We start from the raw sequence: 25,406 nt of genomic DNA on the forward strand, positions 1-25,406 counted from the left end.
TAGTTAAGAAATAGTACCATTTACAAAAATTTAAATAGTGCTTAAGATTTAGTCGTTAGTATTATCAACACTTACAGGTATACTTGGAACCGCATCAGGCACGATATTAATAGAGTTTGTCGCATTAGGATTATTAGTAATACTAGCGATCGGCGGTCGTGTTTTATCAAACAATACTTGCTCAAATGCCGGCAAGGCGGTTTCCATTAAACTGCCGATAACCATTTGCGGCTCTGACGGCTCAAATCCCATGTAAAGCTCACGCTCTTGTACTCGATAAGCAGCATCTTTAAAGGCGGCAGAAAAACTGGTGTTTTCACGTAAGCTTTCTGCAAAGAAGGCTTGACCAAAATAGGTCATCTCTGCCGTATTGGTACAGCCAAACGACATCTTGTCAGCTGCCGAAGCAGTAATCACCACCGTCGTCGGTGACGCCAATTCATCGATAAATGAGCCCGAATAACAAGCTGATACTACGATGACCCGCCAGCGAATACCTGACGCATCCAAAGCCTCACGCAACCAAGTAGCATCCAAATTATCCATCGCAAGCGGTGGATTAGATAAATGGATAAAGTCTTGATCGCCGTGCGACGATAGCGTCATAAACAGCACGTCTTCATCAGCATTCATCTGCTGACCAATTCTTTTTAAACCACGCAATATACTGGTCTTAGTCGCAATCGGCTCATCCAACCAAGTGTAAGTATTGTTAATTAATGCCAGCGAATGTCCGCTGGTACCAAAACGCACATCAAACAACTCGCGTACTTTATTAATCTCAGAGCGAAAGACGTTTTGATCGGAAAATCCCGCCACACCCATAAAGTACCAGTCGCTTTTACCCGCTACACTTGGGTCAAGACGCTCCAAAGCTTCCTGCAGTAGACGTGGCTGCTCGTACAATGCCGCTTCTTCCAATACCGGCTCTACAGCAATCTGCTTAAATATGGGTTGGTCAGCGACGTTGCGCTGCCATATCGTCAATAATGCCACCGCACCGATAATGACGATGACACGCTCCCACCAAGGTATACGCAAGCGACGAGAAAAAATCCATAATAAGGCTAAAGTTTGCCATAAAAACAGCACTAAAAATAAGATAGGTAAAAACGAATAGCTCCAATCAGGCAACCAACCATAACTACCTAAAAACTGCACCAAGCTCTGTAATAACGCTGATAAGGTATCAGCCACCAACCACAGTAATACAGGCACGAAAACCAGCGCTTGATTACCAGCGCGTCGTGCCAAAATAATACCGCTTAATAATATAATCATCGGCCAAATTAGATAGCTGACCAATCCTTGCTCATTGAAAACACTGCCGTCTGGGGCGGCTAACCAAGAAAATAGTACGTTACTACCAAGCGCTAACAGCGCGAACACTGCAAACTGGATAAAGGTTGGTTTTACCCAAGAAAACGCCCGCGTCGACCCTACTAGCATCCACAAGGTTGCAATGATATTGGCAGCGAAATTGAGCGAAAAGCGCTGAAGCGATACGGTTTTTAATGACGCAAGTGACAAAGACTTAGACCTCTAGCCAATCGAGAGAAATAAAACACATCAATGATAAATACTTTGATATCGATGCCATTTAACGTGTTTAATTTACATTTTTTGCACGGCATACGACTATCAGTTTTATATTTAATTCACTATGAAATGATTATAAGAGACGAATAGCGCACATCTATTATATTATTGACTAATAGTTTAGCTCGCTAATCTATCGCGATTGTAACGGATTGTCGGTCAAGAGCATAAGGCTGAATTGTAAAATTCGCTTAAAAAATCCATTAAAAAAAGGAGGTCTTAGACTCAAGACCTCCTTTTATATCAAAACATTCTAATAAAGATTAAACACTATCTCATCAATAACTCATTGACGCGTTTGAGATAAGCAGCTGGATCTTCTAATTGACCGCCATCTGCTAGCAATGCTTGGTCAAAAATCACTTGCGCCAACTTATCAAAATCGACGTCAGACTGCTCGCTACTCTCAAGTTTTTTAATCAGTGGATGATCAGGGTTAACTTCTAATGTTGGTTTGCTTTCTGGTACATCCTGCCCCATTTGCTTAAGCATTTGGATCATCTGTGGCGATAGCTCACCTTCACCAACAACCAAACAAGCAGGACTGTCGACTAAGCGCGTAGAAACTTTAACGTCTTTCGCGCGCTCGCCTAATGCTGCTTTGAGCTTATCAACCACTGGCTTTAAAGTTTCTTGTGCTTTTTCCGCTTCTGCTTTTTCGGCTTCATCCTGCAAATCGCCTAAATCAACCGCGCCTTTTGCGATGTTTTGTAGCGGTGTCTCATCAAATGAAGTTAAGAAGTTCATTGCCCATTCATCTACACGACTGGTCATCAAAATAACTTCGATGCCTTTTTTCTTAAACAACTCAAGTTGTGGGCTGTTTTTTGCTGCTGCTAAGTTATCAGCCGTTAAATAATAGATGGCTTTTTGCCCGTCTTTCATACGCGCCTTATAGTCTTCAAAGCTGGTGGTCTCACCATCTTGAGTGCTGGTCGCATAGCGGAGCAATTTGGCAATACGCTCTTGATTGCCCATGTCTTCGCCAACGCCTTCTTTGATGACATCACCAAACTCGGCGTAGAACTGGGCGAATTTTTCTTGCTTATCGCTGTCTTCACTATTAGCAAGGCTTGCAAGTAAAGTCAAAATACGACGGGCGTTACCATCACGGATAGATTTTACATCACGTGACTCTTGTAAGATTTCGCGGCTGACGTTCAGTGGCAAGTCTGCTGAATCAATCACCCCTTTGACGAAACGCAGGTACATCGGCAGTAATTGCTCAGCTTCGTCCATAATAAAGACGCGTTTGACGTATAACTTTAGCCCATGCTGCTGGTCACGAGTATATAAATCGACAGGTGCCTTTTTCGGAATATATAACAGCTGCGTATACTGTACGCGACCTTCAACACGGTTGTGCGTCCAAGTCAGCGGCGCATCCATATCATAAGTGATGTTTTTATAAAAATCGACATACTCATCGTCTTCAATCTCAGATGCTGAGCGTGTCCATAATGCACTGGCTTTATTAATGGTTTCCCATTCATCAGTCAGTACCATTTGTCCATTGGCAGGTGTGTCGCTGCCCTCTTCCGCTTCATCTTCTTGCCAGACTTCTTTACGCATCTGAATCGGTAAGCTGATATGGTCTGAGTATTTATTCACTAACTGCTTAATTTTGCCACGGTCTAAGTAGCTGTCTTCGCCTTCAGAATACTCTTCTTTTAAATGCAAAGTGATGGCAGTGCCGCGAGTAGCTTTAGTGATTGGCTCAACGGTAAAGCTACCGGTACCATCTGATACCCAACGTACGCCTTTATCCGCAGGCTCGCCTGCTTTGCGTGATTCAACGCTAATCGTATCGGCAACGATAAAGCCAGAATAGAAACCGACACCAAACTGGCCGATTAATTGACCTTCTTGCTTTTGTGATTCAGACAATTTATCTAAAAATGCTTTGGTACCTGACTTGGCAATCGTACCTAAGTTTTCGATGGCATCGGCTTCATTCATGCCAATACCATTATCAGTAAAGGTAATCGTCTTAGAGTCTTCATCGACGGCGATACGAATACGCAGCTCGCCATCATTTTCATAAAGACTGTCGTCATTGGTGGCTTCAAAGCGCAACTTATCACAGGCGTCAGAAGCATTAGAGACCAGCTCACGCACAAAGATATCAGCATTAGAATATAGCGAATGCGTTACTAAATGCAGCAGCTGCGCCACTTCCGCTTCAAACGTATGTTTTTTTAATTCTGGGTTTTTGCTATCAGCTTTCTGGTTATCAACTGGGGTCTGTTCACTCATAAAAAACTCCTTCAATTTATACTAAAAATTTATTATCAAATAGCCATAATCAAAATAAACTTGCTCAAATATATATTAGAGAAGCCAATCTTTGAATACCGCTAAGCTGTTTATACTAATAGGGGCGCGGAAGAAAATTTCAAGCTCAAAAACTTTATTCAATAAAAAACACCGCCCTAGTTTCCTAAGGCGGTGTCATTGTATAAGCCATTTATTTAGATAATAGTTACTAAATAAACGCTAGTAGTTATACCCAATAGCTATATTTAATAGCTGTATTTAATCACTATGTTTAATAGCTATAAACAGCTAGGTAAATGACGAGCAGGATCTGAGTCACGGGCTGCCATCGCATCTTCAACACTTAATCCTAATGCTTTGGCAACGCCTACGCCATAAGCGGCATCACACCAATTACAGTTACGAATATGACGATACTGAATAAAGTCAGGTACGCCCGCTAAATTATTAGCAGTATTATCAAAAACTACTTGCTGCTGCTCAGCACTCATGAGATTAAACAATGCGCGAGGTTGGCTAAAGTAATCGCTATCGTCTTCACGGAAATCATAGTGTGCTGCATCACCATTAATCTTTAATGGTGGCTCAGCATAGTCAGGCTGCTCTTGCCACTGACTAAAACTATTTGGCTCATAATGCGGGCGACTGCCATAATTGTCATCGACACGCCCTTGACCATCACGATGGTTACTCATCACTGGGCAGCGCGGCTTATTCACAGGGATTTGTTGATGATTGACACCGACACGGTAACGCTGTGCATCGGCGTAGTTCACCAAGCGATTTTGTAGCATCTTATCTGGTGAGACGCTGATACCTGGCACCAAGTTACTTGGGGCAAATGCCGCTTGCTCAACATCAACAAAGTAGTTGTCAGAGTTTCTATTCAATTCAAACTCACCAACTTCGATCAATGGGTAATCACCTTTTGGCCATACTTTGGTTAAATCAAACGGATGGTAAGGCACTTGATCAGCCTCAGCTTCAGGCATGATTTGCACATACATTTTCCACTTTGGAAAATCACCGTTTTCAATGGCATCATACAAATCTTTTTGATGACTTTCACGGTCCGCACCAACGATATCTGCTGCTTCAGCATCGGTTAAGTTTTTGATACCTTGCTGAGTGCGGAAATGGAATTTCACCCAAAAACGCTCGTTGGCTGTATTCCAAAAACTATAAGTATGCGAGCCAAAGCCGTGCATATTTCTATACGAAGCTGGAAGACCACGATCACTCATCACGATAGTAACCTGATGCAAAGCTTCTGGCAGCAAGGTCCAAAAATCCCAGTTATTGGTCGCCGAGCGCATATTGGTACGCGGGTCACGTTTGACTGCTTTATTTAAATCCGGGAATTTGCGTGGGTCACGTAAAAAGAATACTGGTGTATTATTACCCACCATATCCCAGTTGCCCTCTTCGGTATAAAACTTTAGGGCAAATCCGCGAATATCACGTTCGGCATCAGCGGCACCGCGCTCGCCTGCCACCGTACTAAAGCGCGCAAACATTTCCGTCTGTTTACCAACTTCACTGAAGATATTGGCACGGGTATATTTGCTAATGTCGTGGGTGACGGTAAACGTACCAAAGGCGCCAGAGCCTTTTGCATGCATACGGCGCTCTGGAATCACTTCACGGGCAAAGTTAGCTAGCTTTTCACTTAACCAGATATCTTGTGCCAATAGTGGACCACGCTTGCCTGCCGTGAGACTATTTTGGTTGTCCGCAACTGGTGCGCCATTACTCATGGTTAATTGAGTGGGTGCATATGGACATTTTTTATCGCTCATGTCGTTGCTCATAGTTATACTCCTTTGAAACATAAATGGATTAAAGTACAAAATCTATTCTGAATAGACCTCTATCAATATGTCCAGAATAGTAGTAAGTTTGTTCGAAAAACGACTATTTTTGTTCATAGTAACCTGTAATTTCAATAATATTGCCTTGTTAGGTACTATTACAACCGATTACCATTGATTTGTATAATTAATTAACTACATGCTTTAGTTTTGTTTTTTAGAACTACTTAGATTGTTTTTTAACTCATCCAAATGGCTTTGATTCCTAGGGTAACTTTCAATAAGACCTGCCTACTAAATAATTCTTAGCATTAGCATGGCATCGGACGAATCGTCAAAATCTGCTCACTGCGACCAAAGGGTCCTTGAGTATCATGGAGTATCGCACTGCTAACGCCGATCCCATCAGCACCGTATTGCTGCACGGCTTCAATGCCTAACCAGCGACCTTTTGGCGCGCGATGCATGTGGATTTGCAAATCCGTATTGGGGAACATCCATTCTAACGTAGACAACCCAAGTCCAAGCCGCGGCACGACGCCATTAGCCGTATCGACCATGCCTAATAAGTGCACCATATCATCAGTGGGCTCGCCCTCTACTATGTCAACATCATTGGTTATCCATACCATGCCGCGACCGGGACGACGGTCTGGTTCGGCAACTAGGCGTACGCTTTCGATAAAACCACCTGGCCAGCCTTTCATATCATCCCAAACTGGCAAATCCTCAGGTTTATACACAGATTTTTGATCCTCAAGCCCTGCAATCTCGCTGGTATCTTGGGTCATTAGTCGCCACGCCCGCGCAATGATAGCATCGCGGCCACGACTGCTCATCACTGCCTCGATAAGCTCAATGGTCTTGCCCGGACGGATACAACGCGTAGTAATAGTAAAGTCATCAAGCGGTATTAACCCTAAGATATCTAGGCTAATACGAGCGATGCGCATATGCGCTTGTGGCGCAAAACTTTTTAATTCAGCGGTAAGTATGCCTGTTGCTGGTGCCATATGCTGCTCGTGCTCATTCCAAGCACCTTGGGCATGTTGGGTTGGCTGGTAATGCGCCACGCTGCTGCCATCTGCTTGCTGTTCGCGTTTTATAAAGTTGTAATAAGCTGACATGACTTTCCTAGAGGCTGTTTATTAAAATATTCTATGTCTTATTATGGGTCGTGAAATCATACTACTTACCCACTTGGGTGATCGGAATACGCAAAGCTTTGGGCAAACTAAACATGACATTTTCTTCAATACCTGACAATTCACTCGGCAAATCACCACCCCAATCTTGCAGCTGCTGTAACACTTCTTGAATCAGCACTTCAGGCGCTGAAGCACCAGCAGTCACACCGACACTCTGTATGCCATCGAACCAACTTCTATCCATTTCAGTAGCATTGTCAATCAGATAAGCACTGCAATTCATACGCTCTGCCAATTCACGCAAACGATTAGAGTTTGACGAGTTTGGCGATCCAACCACCAATACCACTTCACAGCGACCGGCTAAGTCTTTAACCGCATCTTGGCGATTTTGAGTAGCATAACAAATATCGTCTTTTCGAGGACCTTGAATGCTTGGGAATTTATCTCTAAGCGCATCGATAACGCGAGCAGTGTCATCCATGGATAAGGTCGTTTGAGTGACAAATGCCAAACGCTCAGCATCTTGTACGGTCAATGCTTCGACGTCGGTTTCATTTTCGACCAAATGTATCTGTCCACCATGACGATGGTTAAAGCGTCCCATAGTGCCTTCTACTTCAGGATGCCCAGCATGTCCAATTAGTACCGCATCCATACCTTCTTGGGCAAACTTAGCAACTTCTATATGCACTTTGGTCACCAAGGGACAAGTGGCATCAAACACCGTCAAATCACGGCGCTCCGCCTCATCTTCGACGGCTTTTGAGACGCCATGAGCCGAAAAAATAACGATTGAGCCATCCGGCACTTCATGCAGCTCTTCAACAAAGACCGCACCACGATTGGCTAAGTCAGAGACCACAAATTTATTGTGTACGACTTCATGACGGACATAAATGGGTGGCTCAAAACGTGTTAGTGCTTGATTCACAATCGCAATCGCGCGATCCACACCAGCACAAAATCCACGTGGATTGGCAAGATAAATTTGCATAAGAAGGCCTATCATTAGATAATTTATAGTTAAAGCTTAGATTTAAAAGCTTCCATTCAAAAATTGGGATGAAATCGATGCTCTACTTTAGCATAATTTGCTTTTATTGCCCTTGAAAAAAGCAGTGTCTTAATAGCAATGTTGTATATGGAAGCGGCAGTATGCTAATAGCGCGTTGATAAGAAGCGTTTTAAGTAAAATAAAAGCAGACAAAGCAGTTTATAATGATGCCTCAATTATTATTATGATTATAGTTTCTATCACTATACATGATGGTGTTTTTTCACATGATGGTGTTTTTTCTTTTTACCAGCCTTTAGCCGTTTACTAAGGCACTTTTTAGTCTTTTATTAGGACACACTTTACTAGGACAGACTGTATGACAGGTTCATTATTTATTATCACCGCCGCCTCAGGTACGGGCAAGACTTCACTGGTAAAGCAACTACTGGCCACCACCAATGATTTGACTGTCAGCGTTTCGCACACAACACGCACGCCACGTCCGGGCGAGATTGATGGTCATCATTATCATTTTACTGACGTCGATAACTTTGTGACGGCTATTGGTGAAAATAAGTTTTTAGAACACGCTGAAGTATTTGGCAATTACTATGGTACCTCAGAACAAAGTGTACGCACGCAGTTAGAGGCAGGCGTTGATGTTATCTTAGAGATTGATTGGCAAGGGGCGCTACAAGTCAAAAAGATATTTACCGAAGCGACGATGGTTTTTATTTTGCCGCCGAGTCTTTCAACGTTACGTCAACGTCTCTCGACGCGTGGGCAAGATACTATGGAAGTGATAGAGCAGCGTCTTGCCGGCGCAGTGACTGAAATGGCACAGTACGTCAATTTTGATTATGTCATTATCAACGATAGTTTTGAGGTCGCTTTGACTGAGCTAAAAGCCATTATCGTCGCGGATAGACAGACCCTTAGTCGTCAACAGCAGCGTTATCATCGCACCATTACCAACTTGCTAAATCCGAAGGTAGAAGAGTAATTGGCACGCCGACTATTATTCTGGGCTCTTTCAGTAACTAGACATAAAAAGCAACTACGCGTATAAGCAAAAAATGCTATAATGCCTAGCTATCACCCTTTATATTTTTGATATTATTTTTATTGAGTGGCGGGCAAGGTCCGTTACTAATAAAAACAACCGAGGTAGCTATTTATGGCACGAGTGACAATTGAAGATTGTTTGGATAATGTTGATAATCGCTTTGAGCTGGTTTTAGTCGCAAGCAAGCGCGCCCGTCAGCTAGCCAAAGGTATTGCTGAGCCGTTGGTTGACGTCGATAATGACAAACCAACAGTATTGGCATTACGCGAAATTGCTGCTGGCAAAATCACCCGCGATATCCTCAACCAGCCTGAGCATAACTTTGCTACTAGCTCAATGGATTTAGCACTATCAGGCGATCATAGTTTTTAATAAACCGCCTAGATAAGGTCTATTAGATAAAAAACCTAAAGCGCCTAATGGCTTTATAAAATAAATAGACAGATTGACTGACGATAGAGACCACAGCATAGGCTGTGGTTTTTTGGTTGTAATGATACTGCCTTTACTGTTTTAGTAACCGTTGACCACTTAAAACATACCATTGAGTGAGAATTTCTTAATTTTTGCAGTGCCTACCCCCTTAGCGGTTGACATTGAAGACGATTTAAGATTAATTAGAGGGTGGTCTATCTATATATATTTTTCTGCTTTTTATAGTAGCTCAGCATTTATTCAGTCATTATTTACCTTGATAGATTCTTTACCTCAATAAATAATCAGGCAAACAGGTAATGGAAAATAGGATCGTTACTTTATGAGTCAAACCTTGCCTAAACTTAGTCATCCTTTAGTTGATGACGCTCAATACAATCTAGTACGTTCAGTAGGTTATCTCACTGCCGCTGAGCGTCGTGATATTATTGATGCCTGCGAGTTCGGTGATATTGCGCATATTAAAGACAAGCGCAAATCGGGAGAGCCTTATATCACCCACCCGATTGCAGTCGCAGAGATATTGGCCGGCTTTCGCTTAGATCGGGATACAGTCATTGCGGCAATTTTGCATGATACGGTCGAAGATACTGAGGTAAGTGATGAACAAATCGAACAGCGCTATGGCAAAGTGGTCGCCAGACTGGTCGATGGGGTAACCAAATTAAAGTCGTCGACGCATAATAAACAAGAAAATAAAGCCGCCACCTTTCATAAAATCCTGACTGCCACACTCGCTGACCCGCGTGTATTGATTATCAAGCTTGCTGACCGTTTGCATAATATGTCGACACTTGATGCGGTACGCCCTGAAAAACAACGCACCACCGCTCAAGAAACACTGGATTTTTATGTGCCCTTTGCACGGCTAATGGGTCTCAATGACATTGCCGATTATATCGAAGTGCTTTGTTATCGCAACCTTGATTCTGAGATGTATAATAAAATCTCTGATAAGCTGCTACAACACGGGCTTGGACGTAATTTTCAAAGAGAAGCCATTCATGGTTATCTGACTATTGTATTAAACAATTTAGGTCTTGGTGGTGGACACGTTAAGGTTTTGGACAATCGCGTGGTTATCTATCGGCAGTTTTTCCGAAATCGCGGTGAGATTAATGCCTTGCTACGCCATTATGCTTTTGAGATTGTGCTAGATAATATCGAAGCATGTGATAAGTTGGCTTATTATCTGATTAAAAAATACCAGATAGATGACAGGCATATTGAAGATAATATCCGTAGACCCTTACCTGGTGGTAATCAATCGCTTACCCTTATCTATGAGCGTGATAATGATTTTGTTAAAGTCACTATTTTGACCAAGCAAATGCAGAATGCGGCAAGGCTCGGCGTCATTGGCGCTGAACACGCCTCTGATGTTAGCCAATCAGTCATTCAAGCATCATTGCGCAATATGAAAGATTTGGTCGATGAAGACTGTTTAAACGCAGGCAATCCTGATTTTGCTGCTGCGGTTTCTACCATTAACGAACTGATGGACTATCTGCACTCCAGCAAAATCATTTGTTATAGTCCGCAAGGGCGCGCTTATGAGTTACCGCAAGGGGCAACCGCGCTAGATTTTGCCTATGCGGTTGGACCTATGATTGGTAATGTCGCCGTTGGTGCTAATATCGATAACAAACCTGCTAAGCTTGGTACCGTCGTCAAAAATGGACAGTTGGTTGAAATCGAAGTAAACAGTCACTCTGAACCAAAAGCTGAATGGCTTGGCTTTGTAGTAACTAATAAAGCTCGTGAAGAGATTTTGCGCTGGTTCAAAGATTTATCTGCTGCTGATAAGCAACATCATGGCATGCAAGCATTAGATCGCGCGCTAAAAACCTATCAAAAAAGCTTGGATGACTTAACCGATAGTGATTGGAAGAATCTAACGGAATGGCGCGGACTGACAGAAAAAGAGGCGCTATTTGAGCAGATAAGCTCTGGTACGCTATTGCCGCAACTGGTGGTAACGCGTTTATTTAGCGATGAAGTTAGCGATATACAATCGCAAGAACGTATCGATGATATGACACAACCACAGCAGCTGATCGTTAATGCCTCAGGCGTTGAGCTTGATTTTGCCAATTGTTGTCACCCTATTTATGGCGATCCTATCGTTGGCCATTTATCCCGTCATGGTCTGGTCGTACATCGGCATAAGTGCTTCTCGCTTGACGAGATTCGTAAAGACAATCCCTATCAAGTTATCCAACTGCGCTGGCGCAATGATAAAGCCATAAAACAAAGTGATTCAGAAGATCACGGTAACAAAATTCGTTTTCCCGCTTACTTAAGACTGTCTGTGGCGCTGAGTGATGAGCAAATCAGTAAAGTTATTTATCATCTGCGGCAGTTAAATATAGGCGTTGAAAAAGTCGACGTGCGTAGCAGCGATACCATCATCCATATTGTGGTTCGTAGTCGCAATCACTTAGCCCAAGGTATTCGCGAACTACGCTCGTTACTTGGTTTCCCAAATATCATGCGCTTATATCAGCTATAAATACCTTTATAAAAATAACTGTTAAAACCTATGTCTTTTAAGTCGCCTCTTAAAGCATATATCATTTCGAACTTTAGAAAATTTCAATCGTGCTAAACGCTTCTATCAATATCTTGGCAAGTAGCTTTAGTACATTAAACACCCAAAAATATGATAAGGATAGATTATGACCCGTCAAACCATCCAAACTGATAAAGCACCTGCAGCCGTTGGTACTTACTCGCAAGCGGTAAAAGTTGGCAATACTGTTTATATTTCAGGTCAGTTAGGTTTTGATCCTAAAACCATGGAGCTAAAAGAAGGTTTTGATGCGCAAGCGAAGCAAGTATTTGAAAACATCAAAGCTATCTGTGAAGCAGCTGGTGGCAGCTTAAATGACGTGGTCAAATTTAATGTATCGTTAACCGATTTAAATGATTTTGCGGCATTAAATGAAGTATTCATGGCCAATTTGACCGAACCCTATCCAGCCCGTGCAGCCGTCCAAGTAGCGGCATTACCTAAAGGTGGCGTGGTCGAAATTGAGTCTATTTTATATATTGAATAAGTCTGATATTCAATCTTGCTTAAATAATAGTATTTTATATTGAACCATCATAAGCTTAGCCTCATGCTAAGCTTATTCGTCTCTCCCTCTTTATTTTCATTTCACATTAACCCAATCAAACTGCGAAGCCTTTTTATGTTGGTACAAGTTGCTCTACCCGTGCCCCTTTATCGGGTGTTTGACTATAGCCTACCGGCAGATATAAGTACTTTGCCAAATGCTTCGCCAAACAATAGCTCAACACAAATACCGCAAATTGGCAGTCGTGTTGAAGTGTCATTTGGTCGTCAAACCTTAATCGGTATTGTAGTTGCTCATATTGCTCAAACTGATAGCAGCGTACCCATCAAGAAGCTTAAACCTATTAATAAATGCTTAGATGCTGAAGCTATTTTAGATGACAGCATGTTCAAGCTCGCCTATTGGCTGGCACGTTATTATCATTACCCCCTTGGTGAGGTCTTGGCAGTCATCTTGCCTACTTTGGTTCGTCAAGGTAAACCGCTAGATTTGCTCATTACCCACTGGCGCATTTTGCCACATATCACTGATGACGATTTTCGTGCCAATGCAAAAAAGCAAAAGCAGCAATTTGATATGCTAAAGCTACATGGTGAGCACGGCGCGAGTGAGGACACACTGTTACTAGAAGGTATGGAGCGAGCCTTTTTAAAAACACTGGAAGAAAAAGAACTCATTGAGCGCTATATTGAACCAAAACAAGCAGCCACTCCTGTCAAATTGGCAAAAATGCCGCTTGATCTCAATGATGAGCAACAGCTTGCCGTTGCTGCGATTGTTGCTGCGCATGAAGCCAAACGCTACACAGGCTTTTTATTAAATGGTATTACTGGTAGTGGCAAGACTGAGGTCTATCTACAAGCCATGCAAGCAGTATTAGAAGCTGGCAAGCAAGTACTTATTTTAGTGCCTGAGATTGGGTTAACACCGCAGACGCGCGCGCGTTTTGCCAGTCGCTTTGCTGCGCATATCGTCTTGCTACATTCAGGTATGAATAACACTCATCGCTTACAAGGATGGCAAGATTGCCGCACTGGTCATGCACAAATCATCATCGGTACGCGCTCAGCCGTACTATATCCGTTCGCAGATTTAGGGCTCATCGTCGTTGATGAGGCGCATGATGGCTCTTATAAGCAGCAGGATACACTGCGTTATCATGCCGCTGACGTCGCCCTATATCGTGGACTGCAAGCCAAAATTCCCGTCGTCCTTGGTACTGCTACCCCTTCTCTTGAGCATCTAAAATTGGTCGATGAAGCCAAGCTGGTGGAATGCCTATTGCTGACTCGTCCTGGCAATGCTAAACCTGCGCCCATGCAGCTCATCGATGCACGCCTGCAAAGTACCCACCAACAAACGCAAGATGATGGCGCACGCTATGATACCGGACTGACGGATGCGTTAATCGGTGCAATACGGCAAACGCTAGAGGCTGGTGATCAGGTATTGATATTCTTAAACCGTCGCGGCTATGCCCCTGTTTTATTATGCGAGGCTTGTGGTTGGCAGGCAGATTGTCCGCGTTGTGATGCGCATTTAACCGTTCATTATAATAGCCAAGCTCAGCGTAGCCATTACTCTAGCAACTCTTATTTAAAATGCCACCATTGCGACTGGCAAGCTTATATTCCAACTGTATGCCCTGATTGCGCGAGCCAAAATCTAGATGCCAAAGGAATGGGCACAACAAGGCTAAGCGAAAATCTGCACGCTATCTTTGCTAATCCGCAAACCAGTAAAGCGCTTTATCCCATTATTCAAATCGATCGCGATACTACAAGGCGTAAAGACAGCTGGGAAAATATTTATCAGCGTATCAATGAAGGTAAACCTGCCATATTGGTCGGTACGCAAATGGTTGCCAAAGGTCATCATTTTCCCAATGTCACGCTCGTTTGCTTACCTAATGCCGATCGCGGCTTTTTATCCGCAGACTTTCGCTCGCCAGAGCATACCGCGCAATTGATGATTCAAGTAGCAGGGCGTGCAGGACGCGGTGATAAAGCAGGACGTGTATTGATTCAAACGCTGCAACCAGACAATGAATTATTATTGAAATTGGTGAAAGGTGGATACTTGTCATTTGCTCGCGAATTGCTACAAGAGCGTAAGATGATGGGGTTACCTCCTCATAGTCATGCCGCGCTGATACGCTGTGAAGGTAAAACCATTGCTGCCACCACGCAAGCGCTCAAAGATGCAATTGCCAATTTACCAAACGCGCATAATCTGGCTGTACTGGGTCCTATCGATGCACCGATGAGTAAAAAGAACAGCCGCTATCATTCGCAGCTGTTGCTTTTAGCCAAAGATCGACGACAATTACACCATATATTGAGCCAGTGGTGGCAACCTGTACTCGCTCTGCCAAGCGCGAAATATCTTAAGCTTACTTTAGACATCGATCCTGTGGGCTGGTAGTTAAAAATTGCAAATTATTATCAGTATCATAAATTGATATTAGAAAAACACTTTTATAGTATATTTTTTTATTTCAAATGAACGATGCCGCTATTATTTTTACTTCGTTATTACAGCTTCTAATATTGGACTATGGTAAATTCATAATAGTAACTTGGTTATTATAATCCAAAATCTACCGCTACTCTGTATAGAGCAAATCTTGATCATTAAACCCACTGTCAGCAAAATTGAGTGTTGTTATGAATCCAAACCGTCCAGAACCTGAAAAAAATGGTCATTCTCATCAGAGTATTTCGGCTGATACGCATGAACACGTTCAGGAAAGTGAGGAAAGTAATTACACTGATGATAATCAAGACAATCACGATCATGATGAACATCTAGAGCAAACAGTCGCACCGCGAGATACGAAGGGCTATCAGCGCACGTTATTATTTAGTTTTGTTATTATTACTGGCTATATGTTTGTTGAGGCAATCGGTGGCTGGCTTACTGGCAGTTTAGCGCTATTGTCCGATGCCGGTCACATGTTAAGTGATGCGATAGCACTTGGCGCAACCTTAATGGCATTCAAAATTGGGGAAAAAGCAGCCACTCATCAAAAGACCTTTGGCTATAAACGTTTTGAGATTTTAGTCGCGTCGGTCAATGGTGCTACGCTTGTCATTATTGCCCTAATGATTTTTTATGAGGCCATTAAACGCTTTAATTCACCGCCTGAAATTGCTACTCAAGGTATGCTGATCGTCGCCACTATCGGTATGCTGGTCAATATTTTGGTTGCATGGCTTATGCACCGAGGTAGCCGTAGTGGCGATGGACATGGACACAGTCATGATTCAAATGACTCCACAACTTCGGACTCTAAAGCACCTGTTAACCTCAATATGCAAAGTGCTTATTTGCATGTATTGAGTGATTTAATGGGTTCAGTTGCTGCCATTATCGCTGCGCTATTGATGATGAGCTTTGGCTGGGTGTGGGCAGATGCGGCAGCGTCAGTAATTGTTGCCATACTAATTTTGTTTAGTGGTTACCGTGTCGTGCGTGATTCCGTACATATCTTAATGGAAGGCACACCAGAAGGCATATCCCTAGTGAATGTTGAAGAAAAACTGGTTGCCCATCCGCAGGTGCAAAAAGTACATGACCTACACGTTTGGAGTATTACCAGTGGTCTAAATGCCTTATCTTGTCATGTGGTCGTCGATGGTGAAATGAGCATTCGTGAATCCAGTATATTGATTGGCAATCTAGAACAAAGCTTACTTGAGCTCGACATCCATCATGCCACTATTCAGGTTGAAAGCTCATCACATCCGCAAACCAAGACACATAGCGATGCCCTCGTCTGTAATATCTCAGAGCAAGCTGTTGAGGGCAATAGCCATATTGGTCACAACCATTAAAAACAGCATGTTATAAATAAAATAGGTGTCATCAATCAGTAGCGACATCTAATCGAATCATAGGATGAATGCACTTTAAAAACGATACAGTGCTATTGGCTATAAATCTTTTGCAGCCTCTGTCACACCTGCGAACAGCAAGCAAAAATAATTTATAACCAATAGCGCGTTATTATAAGCGCTTCTCTTTTGTTTTGAACTGACTATACAAATAACGCAGTATGAGCCAAATTAACCATACTGCTGTCACTATCCAAATAGCTAGCCCTGCCACTAACAGTGTTATTCGAATCCAAAAATCCAATGCGCCGTCCATGATATGCGGTAAATAAGCGGGTCCCATGTTTGATGCCATTACTAACCAAAGCCCAACGGTAACTGCTATTCCTGCACAGACAATTCTTAATATTATATTGCCAATACCTTTTAATAAAGCGCGCCACTTATGATGATTGGACGTATTTGGTGAGTGATTATTTATCGACAATTAGTCTCTATCCTTGCGTTATTCTTTATATTTAGTATTACATGGTCGCTTAAAAATAAGCAGTTATGAATAGATAAAGCATGTTTATTTCAAATAAGCTTATATTCTGCTGATTTCTAGCATTGTAATAGCATGTTAAAAATGATGGGAAATTTAGACTCGCGGTCATATCTTTAATATAAATTCTGTATACTTAAAACTGTACCGCCCAATTTGTAACTAATGGATGACCTTCTGCCATGTCTAGACGTTCAGCGCCTTTTGTCGCCCCCGATTATATCGACGATCCTATTTCAAAAGATGGCAAAAAACACGCCAAAGTTTTGCTATCAACGCTGCAAGAAGATATTGCGAGCTTTCGAGATGAACAGTTCCCGCCTGATATTTTACGTCAAGTTCGTGATATGCCTATTTATGAAGGTAATTTAGCAGAAGTCCAAGCATACCAGCAACGTTGGCACAATCTACTTGAACGTGCGATGGCGTTTTACCCCGCTGCCAATTTAGCACCTGACTATCTACCGTTGCCCGCCAGCCTTGAAATACCACAGTTTATCTATCATGTTCAAAGGCTCCATTTGACCAAGACCCGAGCTAAGGAATCCAAAAGCTTCGGCTCGGTCGGTGCGCTCACCGATAAATGCGGTGATTATAGTGCTGATGACATTGAGCGTATGACAGTAGCGTTTGATAATGATGAGGAAGCGCGTTTAGTCGCCCACCGTGAGTTTATTGACTTACGCGCTTATGTATTTTGCCGTGATAATAAGGGCGAGATGCTAGAGCCTGAACGGGTACGTTTTTATCGAACGGGCCTCATCGTTCACGCCCTACCCGATTTTAAAATCGTAGACAGTCGCCAGACACCACGTAAGCGCCGTAACGATGCTTATAGTAATCCGCTGGCAGATAATGGCGTATGGAAGATTTATCGTAAAAAATAAACTATACTAAAATCGTTTTTATTATTATCGTAATCTTGCTTTACTGCTTATTTTATCGTTCTTGCTAAGGAGTCCAGATGTTCGCTGCCGCCGCCGGCTCACCAAACTTGATGTTACAAGCTACCATTTTCTTGGGAGCAGCGCTGCTCTTTGTACCACTTGGTAAGCGCTTCGGTATTGCGACAGTCTTAGGGTATCTCATCACAGGACTGATATTGGGTCCAAGTGTCTTAGACGTGGCAGGCGACGCTGAGAGCCTGTTGCATTTTTCTGAGTTTGGCGTGGTGATGCTGTTGTTCATCATTGGGCTTGAGCTGCAGCCATCACGATTATGGGCGCTACGCCGTTCTATATTTGTGTTGGGTGGTCTGCAAGTTGGTTTGACTGGCACGTTATTAATGTGGCTTTCACATCAGTTCTTCGCCTTACCACTCGATACCGCATTTATCATCGGCTTTGGACTAGCCCTCTCATCTACTGCTTTTGTGCTACAGATATTGACTGAAAAACAGCAGCTTTCGAGCACTCATGGTCGTGAAGCCTTTACGATTTTATTATTCCAAGATATTGCTGTTATACCCTTATTAGCCGTTATTCCATTTTTATCAGGCGTGCGCGAACAAAGCTATGATTTGATTTATTTTGGCAAAGTATTCGCTGTTTTTGCCGGACTCATTTTTGCCAGTCGTTATGTCGTTCGACCGTTTTTTAAATTTGTGGCATCAAGTGGCGCGTCAGAGTTATTAACAGCTGTAGCACTATTCATCGTGATGGGCGTGTCTATTTTGATGGGTCAGATTGGTCTATCGATGGCATTAGGCGCATTTTTGACGGGGGTATTGCTGGCAGATTCTGAGTATCGCCACGAGCTAGAGGCCAGTATCGAGCCTTTTAAAGGCCTGTTATTAGGGCTGTTCTTTATGTCGGTCGGTATGTTGACCGATGTCAAACTCATCTTGGCCAAGCCCATCTTCATTATTGGCTGCGCGATGGGGCTGATGTTTATTAAATTCAGTGTCATTACAGCGATTGCAAAAATATCAGGCAATCGCTGGCCGACCAGTATTCGGCTAGGTGTCACTCTCGCTCAAGGCGGTGAATTTGCCTTTGTGTTGTTTAGCGTGGCGACGGCACAAAACGTCTTACGACCTGAGCTTGCCAATACACTGAACCTTGTCGTGACCATCTCTATGGCACTCACGCCCTTGGCATTCTTATTATTAGAAAAAATAGGTGAGCCGTTATTTGCAAAAAGTAAACCAAGCCGTGAATACGATACGATTCCAGACCACGAGCATCAGGTGATTATCGCTGGTTTTGGGCGAGTTGGTCAGATTATCGGTCGTGTATTGCGCATGCACAATATTGAGTTTACAGCGATTGAACGCTCTGCCAATCGAGTCGATTTCGTCCGTAAATTTGGTAATCAAGTCTACTATGGCGATCCAAAAAACCCTGAGATACTACGGGCGGCTGGTATCAAAAAAGCACGTGTATTTATTCTTGCCATCGATGATTTAGAACGCTCTATCACCACTGCTCAATACCTGCGTAAAAACTATCCAGATTTGGTTGTCTTAGCGCGAGCGCGTGATCGCCAGCACTACTATCGTCTACGCGAGGTTGGCGTTCGTCATATTTGGCGTGAGACTTATTTAACCTCTTTAGATATGTCACGTGAGTCGCTACAGCTGCTTGGTATTTCACCAGAAAAAGCACGCGAAACGGTACAAACTTTCCGCGACTATGATGATGATTTGATTGAACGCCAACAAGCTATCTATGACGATGAAGCCAGTATGATTGAATCGACCCAATCAGCGATGGCAGAGCTAGAAAGCCTATTTGATGAAGACATTGATAAAGCCCGTAAAATGGATTTGAGCGATTTTTATGAGGCGCTCAAAAGCCAAGCAGTACCAATCGATGATAAAGACCATATCGCGACTGATTCTAAAAACTAAGCTTTATAAAACGCTAATCAGCGCTACAATTTTCAGGTGCTTGCTTTTTATTCAGTGAACTTATACATTCCCAATTATCACCGCCTAGTACATGATAAAAAACCAAATTATGATCATTTAGATAGCGTATAGGGAACTTAACATTCTGAATCGTCGCAATAACGGCACAGTCGGTTTCTGCTACCCCCGCCGCCTTGGTATCAATATCAATACGTACTTGCTGAGTGCCAGTATTGATAGGCAGATTGATCGGGCATTGTCCGGTTTGCTGATATATCAGCGCCACGCGATTTTGTGCTGTTTTAGCGCTATCATAGGCATCAAACAATACTTCATTTGCTTTTGGCTTGGCGATAATAGGCAAAAACTGCACCTTAATCACCATTAAGGCAAATGCAAAAAATCCAAAGCCCAGCCCTAATCCAAATAAACTAACCCCACCCTCTCGGCGCAAATGCGCTTGTTGCAAGCGCTCATCTTGCGGATAGTCGTCAATAGCATCGGCAATCTCACGACGGGCCATACGATAATAATAAGCGTCCGTCCAGCGTGCGACCATAAACGACCAAAATAGCCAAATGATTGCAGCGATGGCTGCTCGTATCGTCATCTGATAAGCATCAGCGATATAAGGCATGGCCAAAAATTCCACCGTAACCAATACCAAAGCAACATTGAGCTGGATAAATGACCATCCTGCCACACTATAGACAATCGCATCCATATAGCGCTTACGGTAGAGCAGCCAAGGAAAGGTCACAAAAAACGCTGCCCAATGCCATTTTGGTGAGAGATAGCCTTGTTTATCAAATTGCTCAAAGCGTTTTAAATAATAGCGCTGGCTACGGTTACTGATAAACCATTTGTCTAATTGCCTACGTCTGGTAGGGGTTAGTTGTTCTTGATAAAAAGGAGGCGGTGTATCCGTTTCGATAAATAACATAGCAGTAGGCTCTCAATAAAAAGCGTATTGATGATTATAGTAAAACACTCGCACCATAGTGAACCATCATGTCAAATCTCACCTTTGTATTTTTCATTATAATTCCATATTTATAGTATTTCTTTAGTATAAACTTATGCAAAAGCCAATCATAGAGTATCTAGACTCTTATCATTAAACGATCAGTGACTCTCTTATGTTTAAACTCAAACGTAATATAATAATATCAATCCTCGCTATTACCGCACTAATCGGTATCGCTTTAACAGTCATTATGGCTAATATCAGCTCAATCTCTGACCCTTATACCAATGAGCTAGTTTTTGATAAAAATAGTTTTGTAGGACAGTGGCCATTCGCTGTCGAAAGTGTGGTCATAAGGTGTGATGACATCAATAATAAATCAATCGTTTCTATGACAACACCTACTGGAGAAGGTTATATTCTTAATACTGATTCAAACGTAGACCCCGATAAAACTCAAATGAAACTATTACGCCCAGAACATGCTGTCTGGCTCGATTTTCCTGCAGATACCGAAAAACCTAAAACAAATTCGCTCTCTAGTGGTGTTAAAATTCCTATCGACGATATCATTAGCACAGGTTTAAAACTATGCGTTGAGATTTAGGGTGACTTTAGGAAATTAGAAGATGCCTCATGATTCAACGTTCACACTTGCTCAGATTTAACTTATAATACGCTCATATTCGCAACTTTATAAAGTCTTAGTAATATTATGAGCCAACCTTCTAATACCAATAGTCCAAACGATATAAACCAAGTAGCTGAGCCTAGTACTGCCACTCCTTCCGATACCATGGCCGTTTCAGAGAATGACAAACATCTACGTATCGTTAATACGTTTATGAAACGCCGCACGCACATGAATAAAAACGCCGAGCTGGCATTGACTGCGCCAGAGTTTGCCCATTATTTGGTTAATAACAGTTTTGGCGATGGCAATCTTGATGGCATCGATGATTTGCGTGTGCTATTCACCGATAGCCCTAATGGTAGAGACGCCCCACTTACTGTAGAGATTGGTTTTGGGCTCGGTGATTCGTTCATTGAGATGGCAGTAGCAGAGCCTAACCGTAATTTTGTGGGTGTCGAAGTCCATGAGCCAGGTATAGGCAAATGCGCTTATATGGCAGGCACCCAAGGCTTAACCAATGTCAAAATCATCAACGGCGATGCCATTCAATTGCTAAAGCAGTTACCAGAAAATCATATCGATCGCATCCAGCTGTATTTCCCTGACCCATGGCAAAAAAAGCGTCACTACAAACGTCGTTTCGTCAGCCCTGAGCGCATGGCAATCGTGACTCGCAGTTTAAAGCAAGGTGGCTGGTTCCATACCGCCACCGACTGGGAGCATTATGCTTTTTGGATGGTAGAAGTTTTAGATGGTTTTACAGGCTTAACCAATCAAGCTGGCGTTGGCAACTTCACTGACCGTCCTGACTTTCGTCCGATGACCAAATTCGAGCGCCGTGGTTTAGAGCGTGGTCATGGCGTATGGGATTTAATCTATCTCAAGGACTGATACCGATAAGCCTTTACCCTAGCAGCTCCCCATATAGCGGCTAAGATACTTATAGTTATTGATAAGTGCCTTAGCCGCTTTTTTATGGCTATCATTATTCAAGCGCCTATTTTATAGAGGTAGGTATAAAATCTAACCTGCTCTGCTATCTACTTTAAAAATATAAAATACTTTCATAAAAAAATAAGCCGCCTACCCTGACGTGAAACATAGCGATTACAAAGCAAATTATTGATAAATTTAAATTTGCAAAAACAGAAATCCCTAATAATGGCAGACTGGATGATATTCCTTATCTGCGCAAACATTGATAGTATAAGGGCTTCATGAGTTCTCCCCATAAGCTGTGGATAACCCTGTGTATAAGTCGCTACTTGACAAGGATTTCCCTAGGCAGCTTAAAGGATAAGGTAAAATCGTTCATTTTTTGTACAATATAAAATTCATTAAATATCAACATCTTATGTTCGATTTAAAAATAAAATAATTTATTTTTAATATTTTTAATATTAATTTTATCTGCTCAGATGTTTCACACACCATAAATAAAGTCGCTTTATTTATTGTGGACAACTCATAAACCTATTGACAAACAGCCTTGTTATCAAGTTTAAATACTAAGCTAAAACAGAGCATATTTTATGCAGACTTCATCCTTATACTATACGACACTACCTGTCGCTTAGCGTTTTATTGCTCTAATCATTTGACTTGGATTTTGTTATAATTGCCTCATCTAAACAAGAATAGTATAAAGAAGTATGTACTGATAATTAAATGATAAATGTGTCAATAACTATTATATTTATCATTATTTATGAACTTTTTTTTACTTTTGTCATCACTTAATTTTACTGTATAGTAGAGTGATATATTCGATATCACTGTCTAAAACCTAACATTATAATCTCCCCCAACCTTGTTCAAAAATATCTGTTACTTAAGATTAAAGTCATGATTAGTGATATTGAGCAAGCAGTTTTTGATAGCAATAATACTTACTGTTCCGAATTAATGATTAATAATAAGGAGTCCTGCATGGACGAAAATAAAGCCAAAGCCCTTAAAGCTGCATTAGCTCAAATCGAAAAGCAGTTTGGTAAAAATACCATTATGCATTTGGGTGATGACTCAGCAGCACTTGATGTCGATGTGGTATCGACTGGCTCATTAGGTTTAGATATTGCACTTGGTATTGGCGGTTTGCCAAAAGGTCGTATCGTTGAGATTTACGGCCCTGAAAGCTCAGGTAAAACGACTATGACTTTGCAGGCGATTGCAGAGTGCCAAAAACAAGGTGGTGTTTGTGCCTTCATCGATGCTGAGCACGCCTTAGATCCAGTATATGCACGCAAGCTTGGTGTGAATACTGATGAATTACTACTCTCACAGCCTGATAATGGCGAGCAAGCGCTTGAGATTACCGATATGTTGGTACGTTCAGGTGCAATCGACATGATCGTTATTGACTCAGTAGCAGCTTTGACGCCGCGTGCAGAGATTGAGGGCGAGATGGGCGATTCACATATGGGTTTGCAAGCACGTCTTATGAGCCAAGCCCTACGTAAAATCACCGGTAATGCCAAACGCTCAAACTGTATGGTAGTGTTTATTAACCAAATTCGTATGAAAATCGGTGTTATGTTTGGTAGCCCAGAAACCACAACCGGTGGTAATGCGCTCAAATTCTATGCTTCAGTACGTATGGACATTCGTCGTATCGGTGCGGTCAAAAATGGCGATGAAATCATTGGTAACCAAACCCGTGTCAAAGTCATTAAAAACAAAATGGCACCACCATTTCGCCAAGCTGAGTTTGAGATTACTTATGGCGAAGGTACCAATCACTTAGCGGAAGTCATTGATTTGGGTGTTGAGATTGGTGCGGTTGGAAAAGCAGGCTCGTGGTACAGCTATGGCGATGAAAAAATCGGTCAAGGTAAAGCCAACTCAGTACTGTTCTTAAAAGAAAACCCTGTTATTGCTGAAGAGATTGAAGCTAAGATTCGTGCTGAAAAGCTTGGTGTAAAAAGTGACAGCAAGGCAGAAGATCTTATTGAAGCTAATGAAGAACTGGCCTCTGAACCTGTACAATAACGGTCTAATGATTAACTGTCATAAGTAACTATGATTTATTATGGAAATTAAAACTTTAGCTGAAATTCTAGCTGAGTCGGATGCCGACTCAGCTAGTAATACTAACACTAGACCCAAAAAACCGTCTAAACACTCCTATAAAGATACGCCTAACAAGCCCAGTAAAACTGGCAAACACTCTGCCTATCCAAGTAAAGAGCCTTCATCAGCTAACGACTCAGTAAATAACGACTCAATAAATCACGACTCTAACTTTAATATAGAATCGATTGACGCGCTATCCTCTCCTATAAAAAAACCATTTAAGAATAAAAAACGCAAAAAAAACTTCCATCCAGCTGCTAACTTTACAGCTGAACCTAATGATGTGCCTGTTTATCAGCCACCAGAAGCGCAAAGCATTAAAGAGATGTTGGCAGAAGTTAAACACAACGTTCATAGTGATAGCGACGATATCGACTCTCATCATAAGGCTAGCGTTGGGCAACATTTAGAAAGTTCAGAATGTTTATCTGATTTAACGGCTCCTAATGACAGTAAAGCAGATAGTCAAATAGATAACTTACCTTCTGCACTTAAAGCTTATTTGCGCACGCCTGAGCAACGGCAAGCGGAAGTCGATGCCATCAAAGCAGAAAGCCGCTTACGTTGGTTGGCTTTTTATTATTTGTCACGGCGCGAGTATGGTAAAGCTGAATTAAAGCAAAAGTTGCTGGATAAAGAACAAGACCCAGATAAAATAGACATATTACTCGATGAGTTTGAAGACAAAGGCTATCAAAGCGATTACCGTACGACCCTCATGCTTATCCGTGAAAGCATTCGTAAAGGGCGTGGGCGCGGACATATTAAGCAGGAATTCTATCGTAAAAAAATTGCCATGCCAGACAATATCGATGAGCTCATTGATATGGCTAATACAGAATCCGAAGAGTTCAGCGAATTTATAGATGACAGCGCTGATAATTTGGTCGAAGGCGTAGACTGGCTGAAACTAGCGGTTACTGCCCGCACCAAAAAATATGGTGATGACATACCCACTGAACAAAAAAACAAAGCAAAACAGCTACGTTTTTTACAATATCGTGGCTTTAATACTGATATTTGTTTTCAAGCGCTCAACTATACGTTAGATAATTTAGATGAGCGTTTTTAATGTTAATTTGATAG

At 42.2% G+C, this 25,406-nt stretch carries 19 protein-coding genes; 12 read left to right on the top strand and 7 right to left on the bottom strand.

Going from position 1 to position 25,406, the window contains the following annotated elements; all coding sequences use genetic code 11:
• Positions 1 to 48: 48 nt before the first annotated feature.
• The 5 genes from DABAL43B_RS11440 to ispH all read right to left on the bottom strand — a co-directional run bounded on the left by DABAL43B_RS11440 (position 49) and on the right by ispH (position 7,832).
• A complete protein-coding gene (locus tag DABAL43B_RS11440; RefSeq protein ID WP_079692490.1) occupies positions 49 to 1,530 on the bottom strand; it encodes a C13 family peptidase in 1,482 nt (493 codons plus the stop codon).
• A 339-nt stretch (positions 1,531 to 1,869) separates the two neighbouring features.
• Entirely contained in the window at positions 1,870 to 3,855 is a 1,986-nt protein-coding gene (gene htpG / locus DABAL43B_RS11445) for a molecular chaperone HtpG (RefSeq protein ID WP_079692491.1), read from the bottom strand.
• 299 nt (positions 3,856 to 4,154) lie between these two features.
• Positions 4,155 to 5,687 (bottom strand): catalase, encoded by a 1,533-nt coding sequence (locus DABAL43B_RS11450; protein ID WP_079692492.1) that lies wholly within the window; start codon positions 5,685 to 5,687, stop codon positions 4,155 to 4,157.
• 311 nt (positions 5,688 to 5,998) lie between these two features.
• Positions 5,999 to 6,814 carry a thioesterase family protein gene (locus DABAL43B_RS11455; RefSeq protein WP_079692493.1) on the bottom strand — a complete coding sequence of 272 codons (816 nt, stop codon included), beginning with the start codon at positions 6,812 to 6,814 and terminating at the stop codon, positions 5,999 to 6,001.
• Positions 6,815 to 6,875: 61 nt separating this feature from the next.
• Complete coding sequence (gene ispH, locus DABAL43B_RS11460; RefSeq protein WP_079692494.1) at positions 6,876 to 7,832, bottom strand: 4-hydroxy-3-methylbut-2-enyl diphosphate reductase; 957 nt, start codon at positions 7,830 to 7,832, stop codon at positions 6,876 to 6,878.
• Between the two features lie 379 nt (positions 7,833 to 8,211).
• Between ispH and gmk the strand changes: the two genes are divergently transcribed.
• The 6 genes from gmk to DABAL43B_RS11490 all read left to right on the top strand — a co-directional run bounded on the left by gmk (position 8,212) and on the right by DABAL43B_RS11490 (position 16,252).
• Entirely contained in the window at positions 8,212 to 8,838 is a 627-nt protein-coding gene (gene gmk / locus DABAL43B_RS11465) for a guanylate kinase (protein ID WP_079692495.1), read from the top strand.
• Positions 8,839 to 9,012: 174 nt separating this feature from the next.
• Entirely contained in the window at positions 9,013 to 9,273 is a 261-nt protein-coding gene (rpoZ, locus tag DABAL43B_RS11470; protein ID WP_079692496.1) for a DNA-directed RNA polymerase subunit omega, read from the top strand.
• Between the two features lie 385 nt (positions 9,274 to 9,658).
• Positions 9,659 to 11,848, top strand: a complete 2,190-nt coding sequence (locus DABAL43B_RS11475) for a RelA/SpoT family protein (protein WP_079692498.1) — start codon at positions 9,659 to 9,661, stop codon at positions 11,846 to 11,848.
• Between the two features lie 166 nt (positions 11,849 to 12,014).
• Entirely contained in the window at positions 12,015 to 12,395 is a 381-nt protein-coding gene (locus tag DABAL43B_RS11480; RefSeq protein ID WP_079692499.1) for a RidA family protein, read from the top strand.
• Positions 12,396 to 12,530: 135 nt separating this feature from the next.
• Entirely contained in the window at positions 12,531 to 14,840 is a 2,310-nt protein-coding gene (locus DABAL43B_RS11485; RefSeq protein WP_413771817.1) for a primosomal protein N', read from the top strand.
• Between the two features lie 242 nt (positions 14,841 to 15,082).
• Positions 15,083 to 16,252 (top strand): cation diffusion facilitator family transporter, encoded by a 1,170-nt coding sequence (locus tag DABAL43B_RS11490; protein ID WP_079692502.1) that lies wholly within the window; start codon positions 15,083 to 15,085, stop codon positions 16,250 to 16,252.
• Between the two features lie 172 nt (positions 16,253 to 16,424).
• On the opposite strand, the gene DABAL43B_RS11495 is transcribed toward DABAL43B_RS11490, so the two are convergent.
• Complete coding sequence (locus DABAL43B_RS11495; RefSeq protein ID WP_227516683.1) at positions 16,425 to 16,739, bottom strand: hypothetical protein; 315 nt, start codon at positions 16,737 to 16,739, stop codon at positions 16,425 to 16,427.
• A 239-nt stretch (positions 16,740 to 16,978) separates the two neighbouring features.
• On the opposite strand from DABAL43B_RS11495, the gene DABAL43B_RS11500 reads away from it, so the two are divergent.
• Both DABAL43B_RS11500 and DABAL43B_RS11505 read left to right on the top strand, forming a co-directional pair.
• Positions 16,979 to 17,683, top strand: coding sequence for a hypothetical protein (locus DABAL43B_RS11500; RefSeq protein ID WP_079692504.1), 705 nt, complete (start codon positions 16,979 to 16,981; stop codon positions 17,681 to 17,683).
• 77 nt (positions 17,684 to 17,760) lie between these two features.
• Positions 17,761 to 19,647, top strand: coding sequence for a monovalent cation:proton antiporter-2 (CPA2) family protein (locus DABAL43B_RS11505; protein ID WP_079692505.1), 1,887 nt, complete (start codon positions 17,761 to 17,763; stop codon positions 19,645 to 19,647).
• Positions 19,648 to 19,660: 13 nt separating this feature from the next.
• Here DABAL43B_RS11505 and DABAL43B_RS11510 read toward each other — a convergent pair whose 3' ends face one another.
• Positions 19,661 to 20,590: a DUF2628 domain-containing protein gene (locus DABAL43B_RS11510; RefSeq protein ID WP_079692506.1), complete on the bottom strand. Its 930-nt coding sequence runs from the start codon at positions 20,588 to 20,590 to the stop codon at positions 19,661 to 19,663.
• Positions 20,591 to 20,786: 196 nt separating this feature from the next.
• Between DABAL43B_RS11510 and DABAL43B_RS11515 the strand changes: the two genes are divergently transcribed.
• The 4 genes from DABAL43B_RS11515 (at position 20,787) to DABAL43B_RS11530 (ending at position 25,392) form a co-directional block, all read left to right on the top strand.
• Positions 20,787 to 21,221, top strand: a complete 435-nt coding sequence (locus DABAL43B_RS11515; RefSeq protein WP_079692509.1) for a hypothetical protein — start codon at positions 20,787 to 20,789, stop codon at positions 21,219 to 21,221.
• 189 nt (positions 21,222 to 21,410) lie between these two features.
• Entirely contained in the window at positions 21,411 to 22,139 is a 729-nt protein-coding gene (trmB, locus tag DABAL43B_RS11520; protein WP_264753856.1) for a tRNA (guanosine(46)-N7)-methyltransferase TrmB, read from the top strand.
• 1,038 nt (positions 22,140 to 23,177) lie between these two features.
• Entirely contained in the window at positions 23,178 to 24,236 is a 1,059-nt protein-coding gene (gene recA, locus DABAL43B_RS11525) for a recombinase RecA (protein WP_079692513.1), read from the top strand.
• A gap of 40 nt (positions 24,237 to 24,276) precedes the next feature.
• The gene (locus tag DABAL43B_RS11530; RefSeq protein WP_079692515.1) at positions 24,277 to 25,392 is read left to right on the top strand and encodes a regulatory protein RecX; all 1,116 of its coding nucleotides are present in this window, start codon (positions 24,277 to 24,279) and stop codon (positions 25,390 to 25,392) included.
• Positions 25,393 to 25,406: the final 14 nt, after the last annotated feature.

Origin of the sequence: Psychrobacter sp. DAB_AL43B (assembly GCF_900168255.1) — a bacterium.
GTDB lineage: Bacteria > Pseudomonadota > Gammaproteobacteria > Pseudomonadales > Moraxellaceae > Psychrobacter.

What these genes read in the sequence shown, in the direction of transcription:
- DABAL43B_RS11530 (WP_079692515.1), top strand. Translation starts at nt 24,277, where the DNA reads ATGGAAATTAAAACTTTAGCTGAAATTCTAGCTGAGTCGGATGCCGAC.
- DABAL43B_RS11500 (WP_079692504.1), top strand. Translation starts at nt 16,979, where the DNA reads ATGTCTAGACGTTCAGCGCCTTTTGTCGCCCCCGATTATATCGACGAT.
- DABAL43B_RS11490 (WP_079692502.1), top strand. Translation starts at nt 15,083, where the DNA reads ATGAATCCAAACCGTCCAGAACCTGAAAAAAATGGTCATTCTCATCAG.
- rpoZ (WP_079692496.1), top strand. Translation starts at nt 9,013, where the DNA reads ATGGCACGAGTGACAATTGAAGATTGTTTGGATAATGTTGATAATCGC.
- recA (WP_079692513.1), top strand. Translation starts at nt 23,178, where the DNA reads ATGGACGAAAATAAAGCCAAAGCCCTTAAAGCTGCATTAGCTCAAATC.
- DABAL43B_RS11480 (WP_079692499.1), top strand. Translation starts at nt 12,015, where the DNA reads ATGACCCGTCAAACCATCCAAACTGATAAAGCACCTGCAGCCGTTGGT.
- ispH (WP_079692494.1), bottom strand. Translation starts at nt 7,832, where the DNA reads ATGCAAATTTATCTTGCCAATCCACGTGGATTTTGTGCTGGTGTGGAT.
- DABAL43B_RS11515 (WP_079692509.1), top strand. Translation starts at nt 20,787, where the DNA reads ATGTTTAAACTCAAACGTAATATAATAATATCAATCCTCGCTATTACC.
- DABAL43B_RS11510 (WP_079692506.1), bottom strand. Translation starts at nt 20,590, where the DNA reads ATGTTATTTATCGAAACGGATACACCGCCTCCTTTTTATCAAGAACAA.
- trmB (WP_264753856.1), top strand. Translation starts at nt 21,411, where the DNA reads ATGGCCGTTTCAGAGAATGACAAACATCTACGTATCGTTAATACGTTT.
- DABAL43B_RS11455 (WP_079692493.1), bottom strand. Translation starts at nt 6,814, where the DNA reads ATGTCAGCTTATTACAACTTTATAAAACGCGAACAGCAAGCAGATGGC.
- gmk (WP_079692495.1), top strand. Translation starts at nt 8,212, where the DNA reads ATGACAGGTTCATTATTTATTATCACCGCCGCCTCAGGTACGGGCAAG.
- DABAL43B_RS11475 (WP_079692498.1), top strand. Translation starts at nt 9,659, where the DNA reads ATGAGTCAAACCTTGCCTAAACTTAGTCATCCTTTAGTTGATGACGCT.
- DABAL43B_RS11505 (WP_079692505.1), top strand. Translation starts at nt 17,761, where the DNA reads ATGTTCGCTGCCGCCGCCGGCTCACCAAACTTGATGTTACAAGCTACC.
- DABAL43B_RS11485 (WP_413771817.1), top strand. Translation starts at nt 12,531, where the DNA reads ATGTTGGTACAAGTTGCTCTACCCGTGCCCCTTTATCGGGTGTTTGAC.
- htpG (WP_079692491.1), bottom strand. Translation starts at nt 3,855, where the DNA reads ATGAGTGAACAGACCCCAGTTGATAACCAGAAAGCTGATAGCAAAAAC.
- DABAL43B_RS11450 (WP_079692492.1), bottom strand. Translation starts at nt 5,687, where the DNA reads ATGAGCAACGACATGAGCGATAAAAAATGTCCATATGCACCCACTCAA.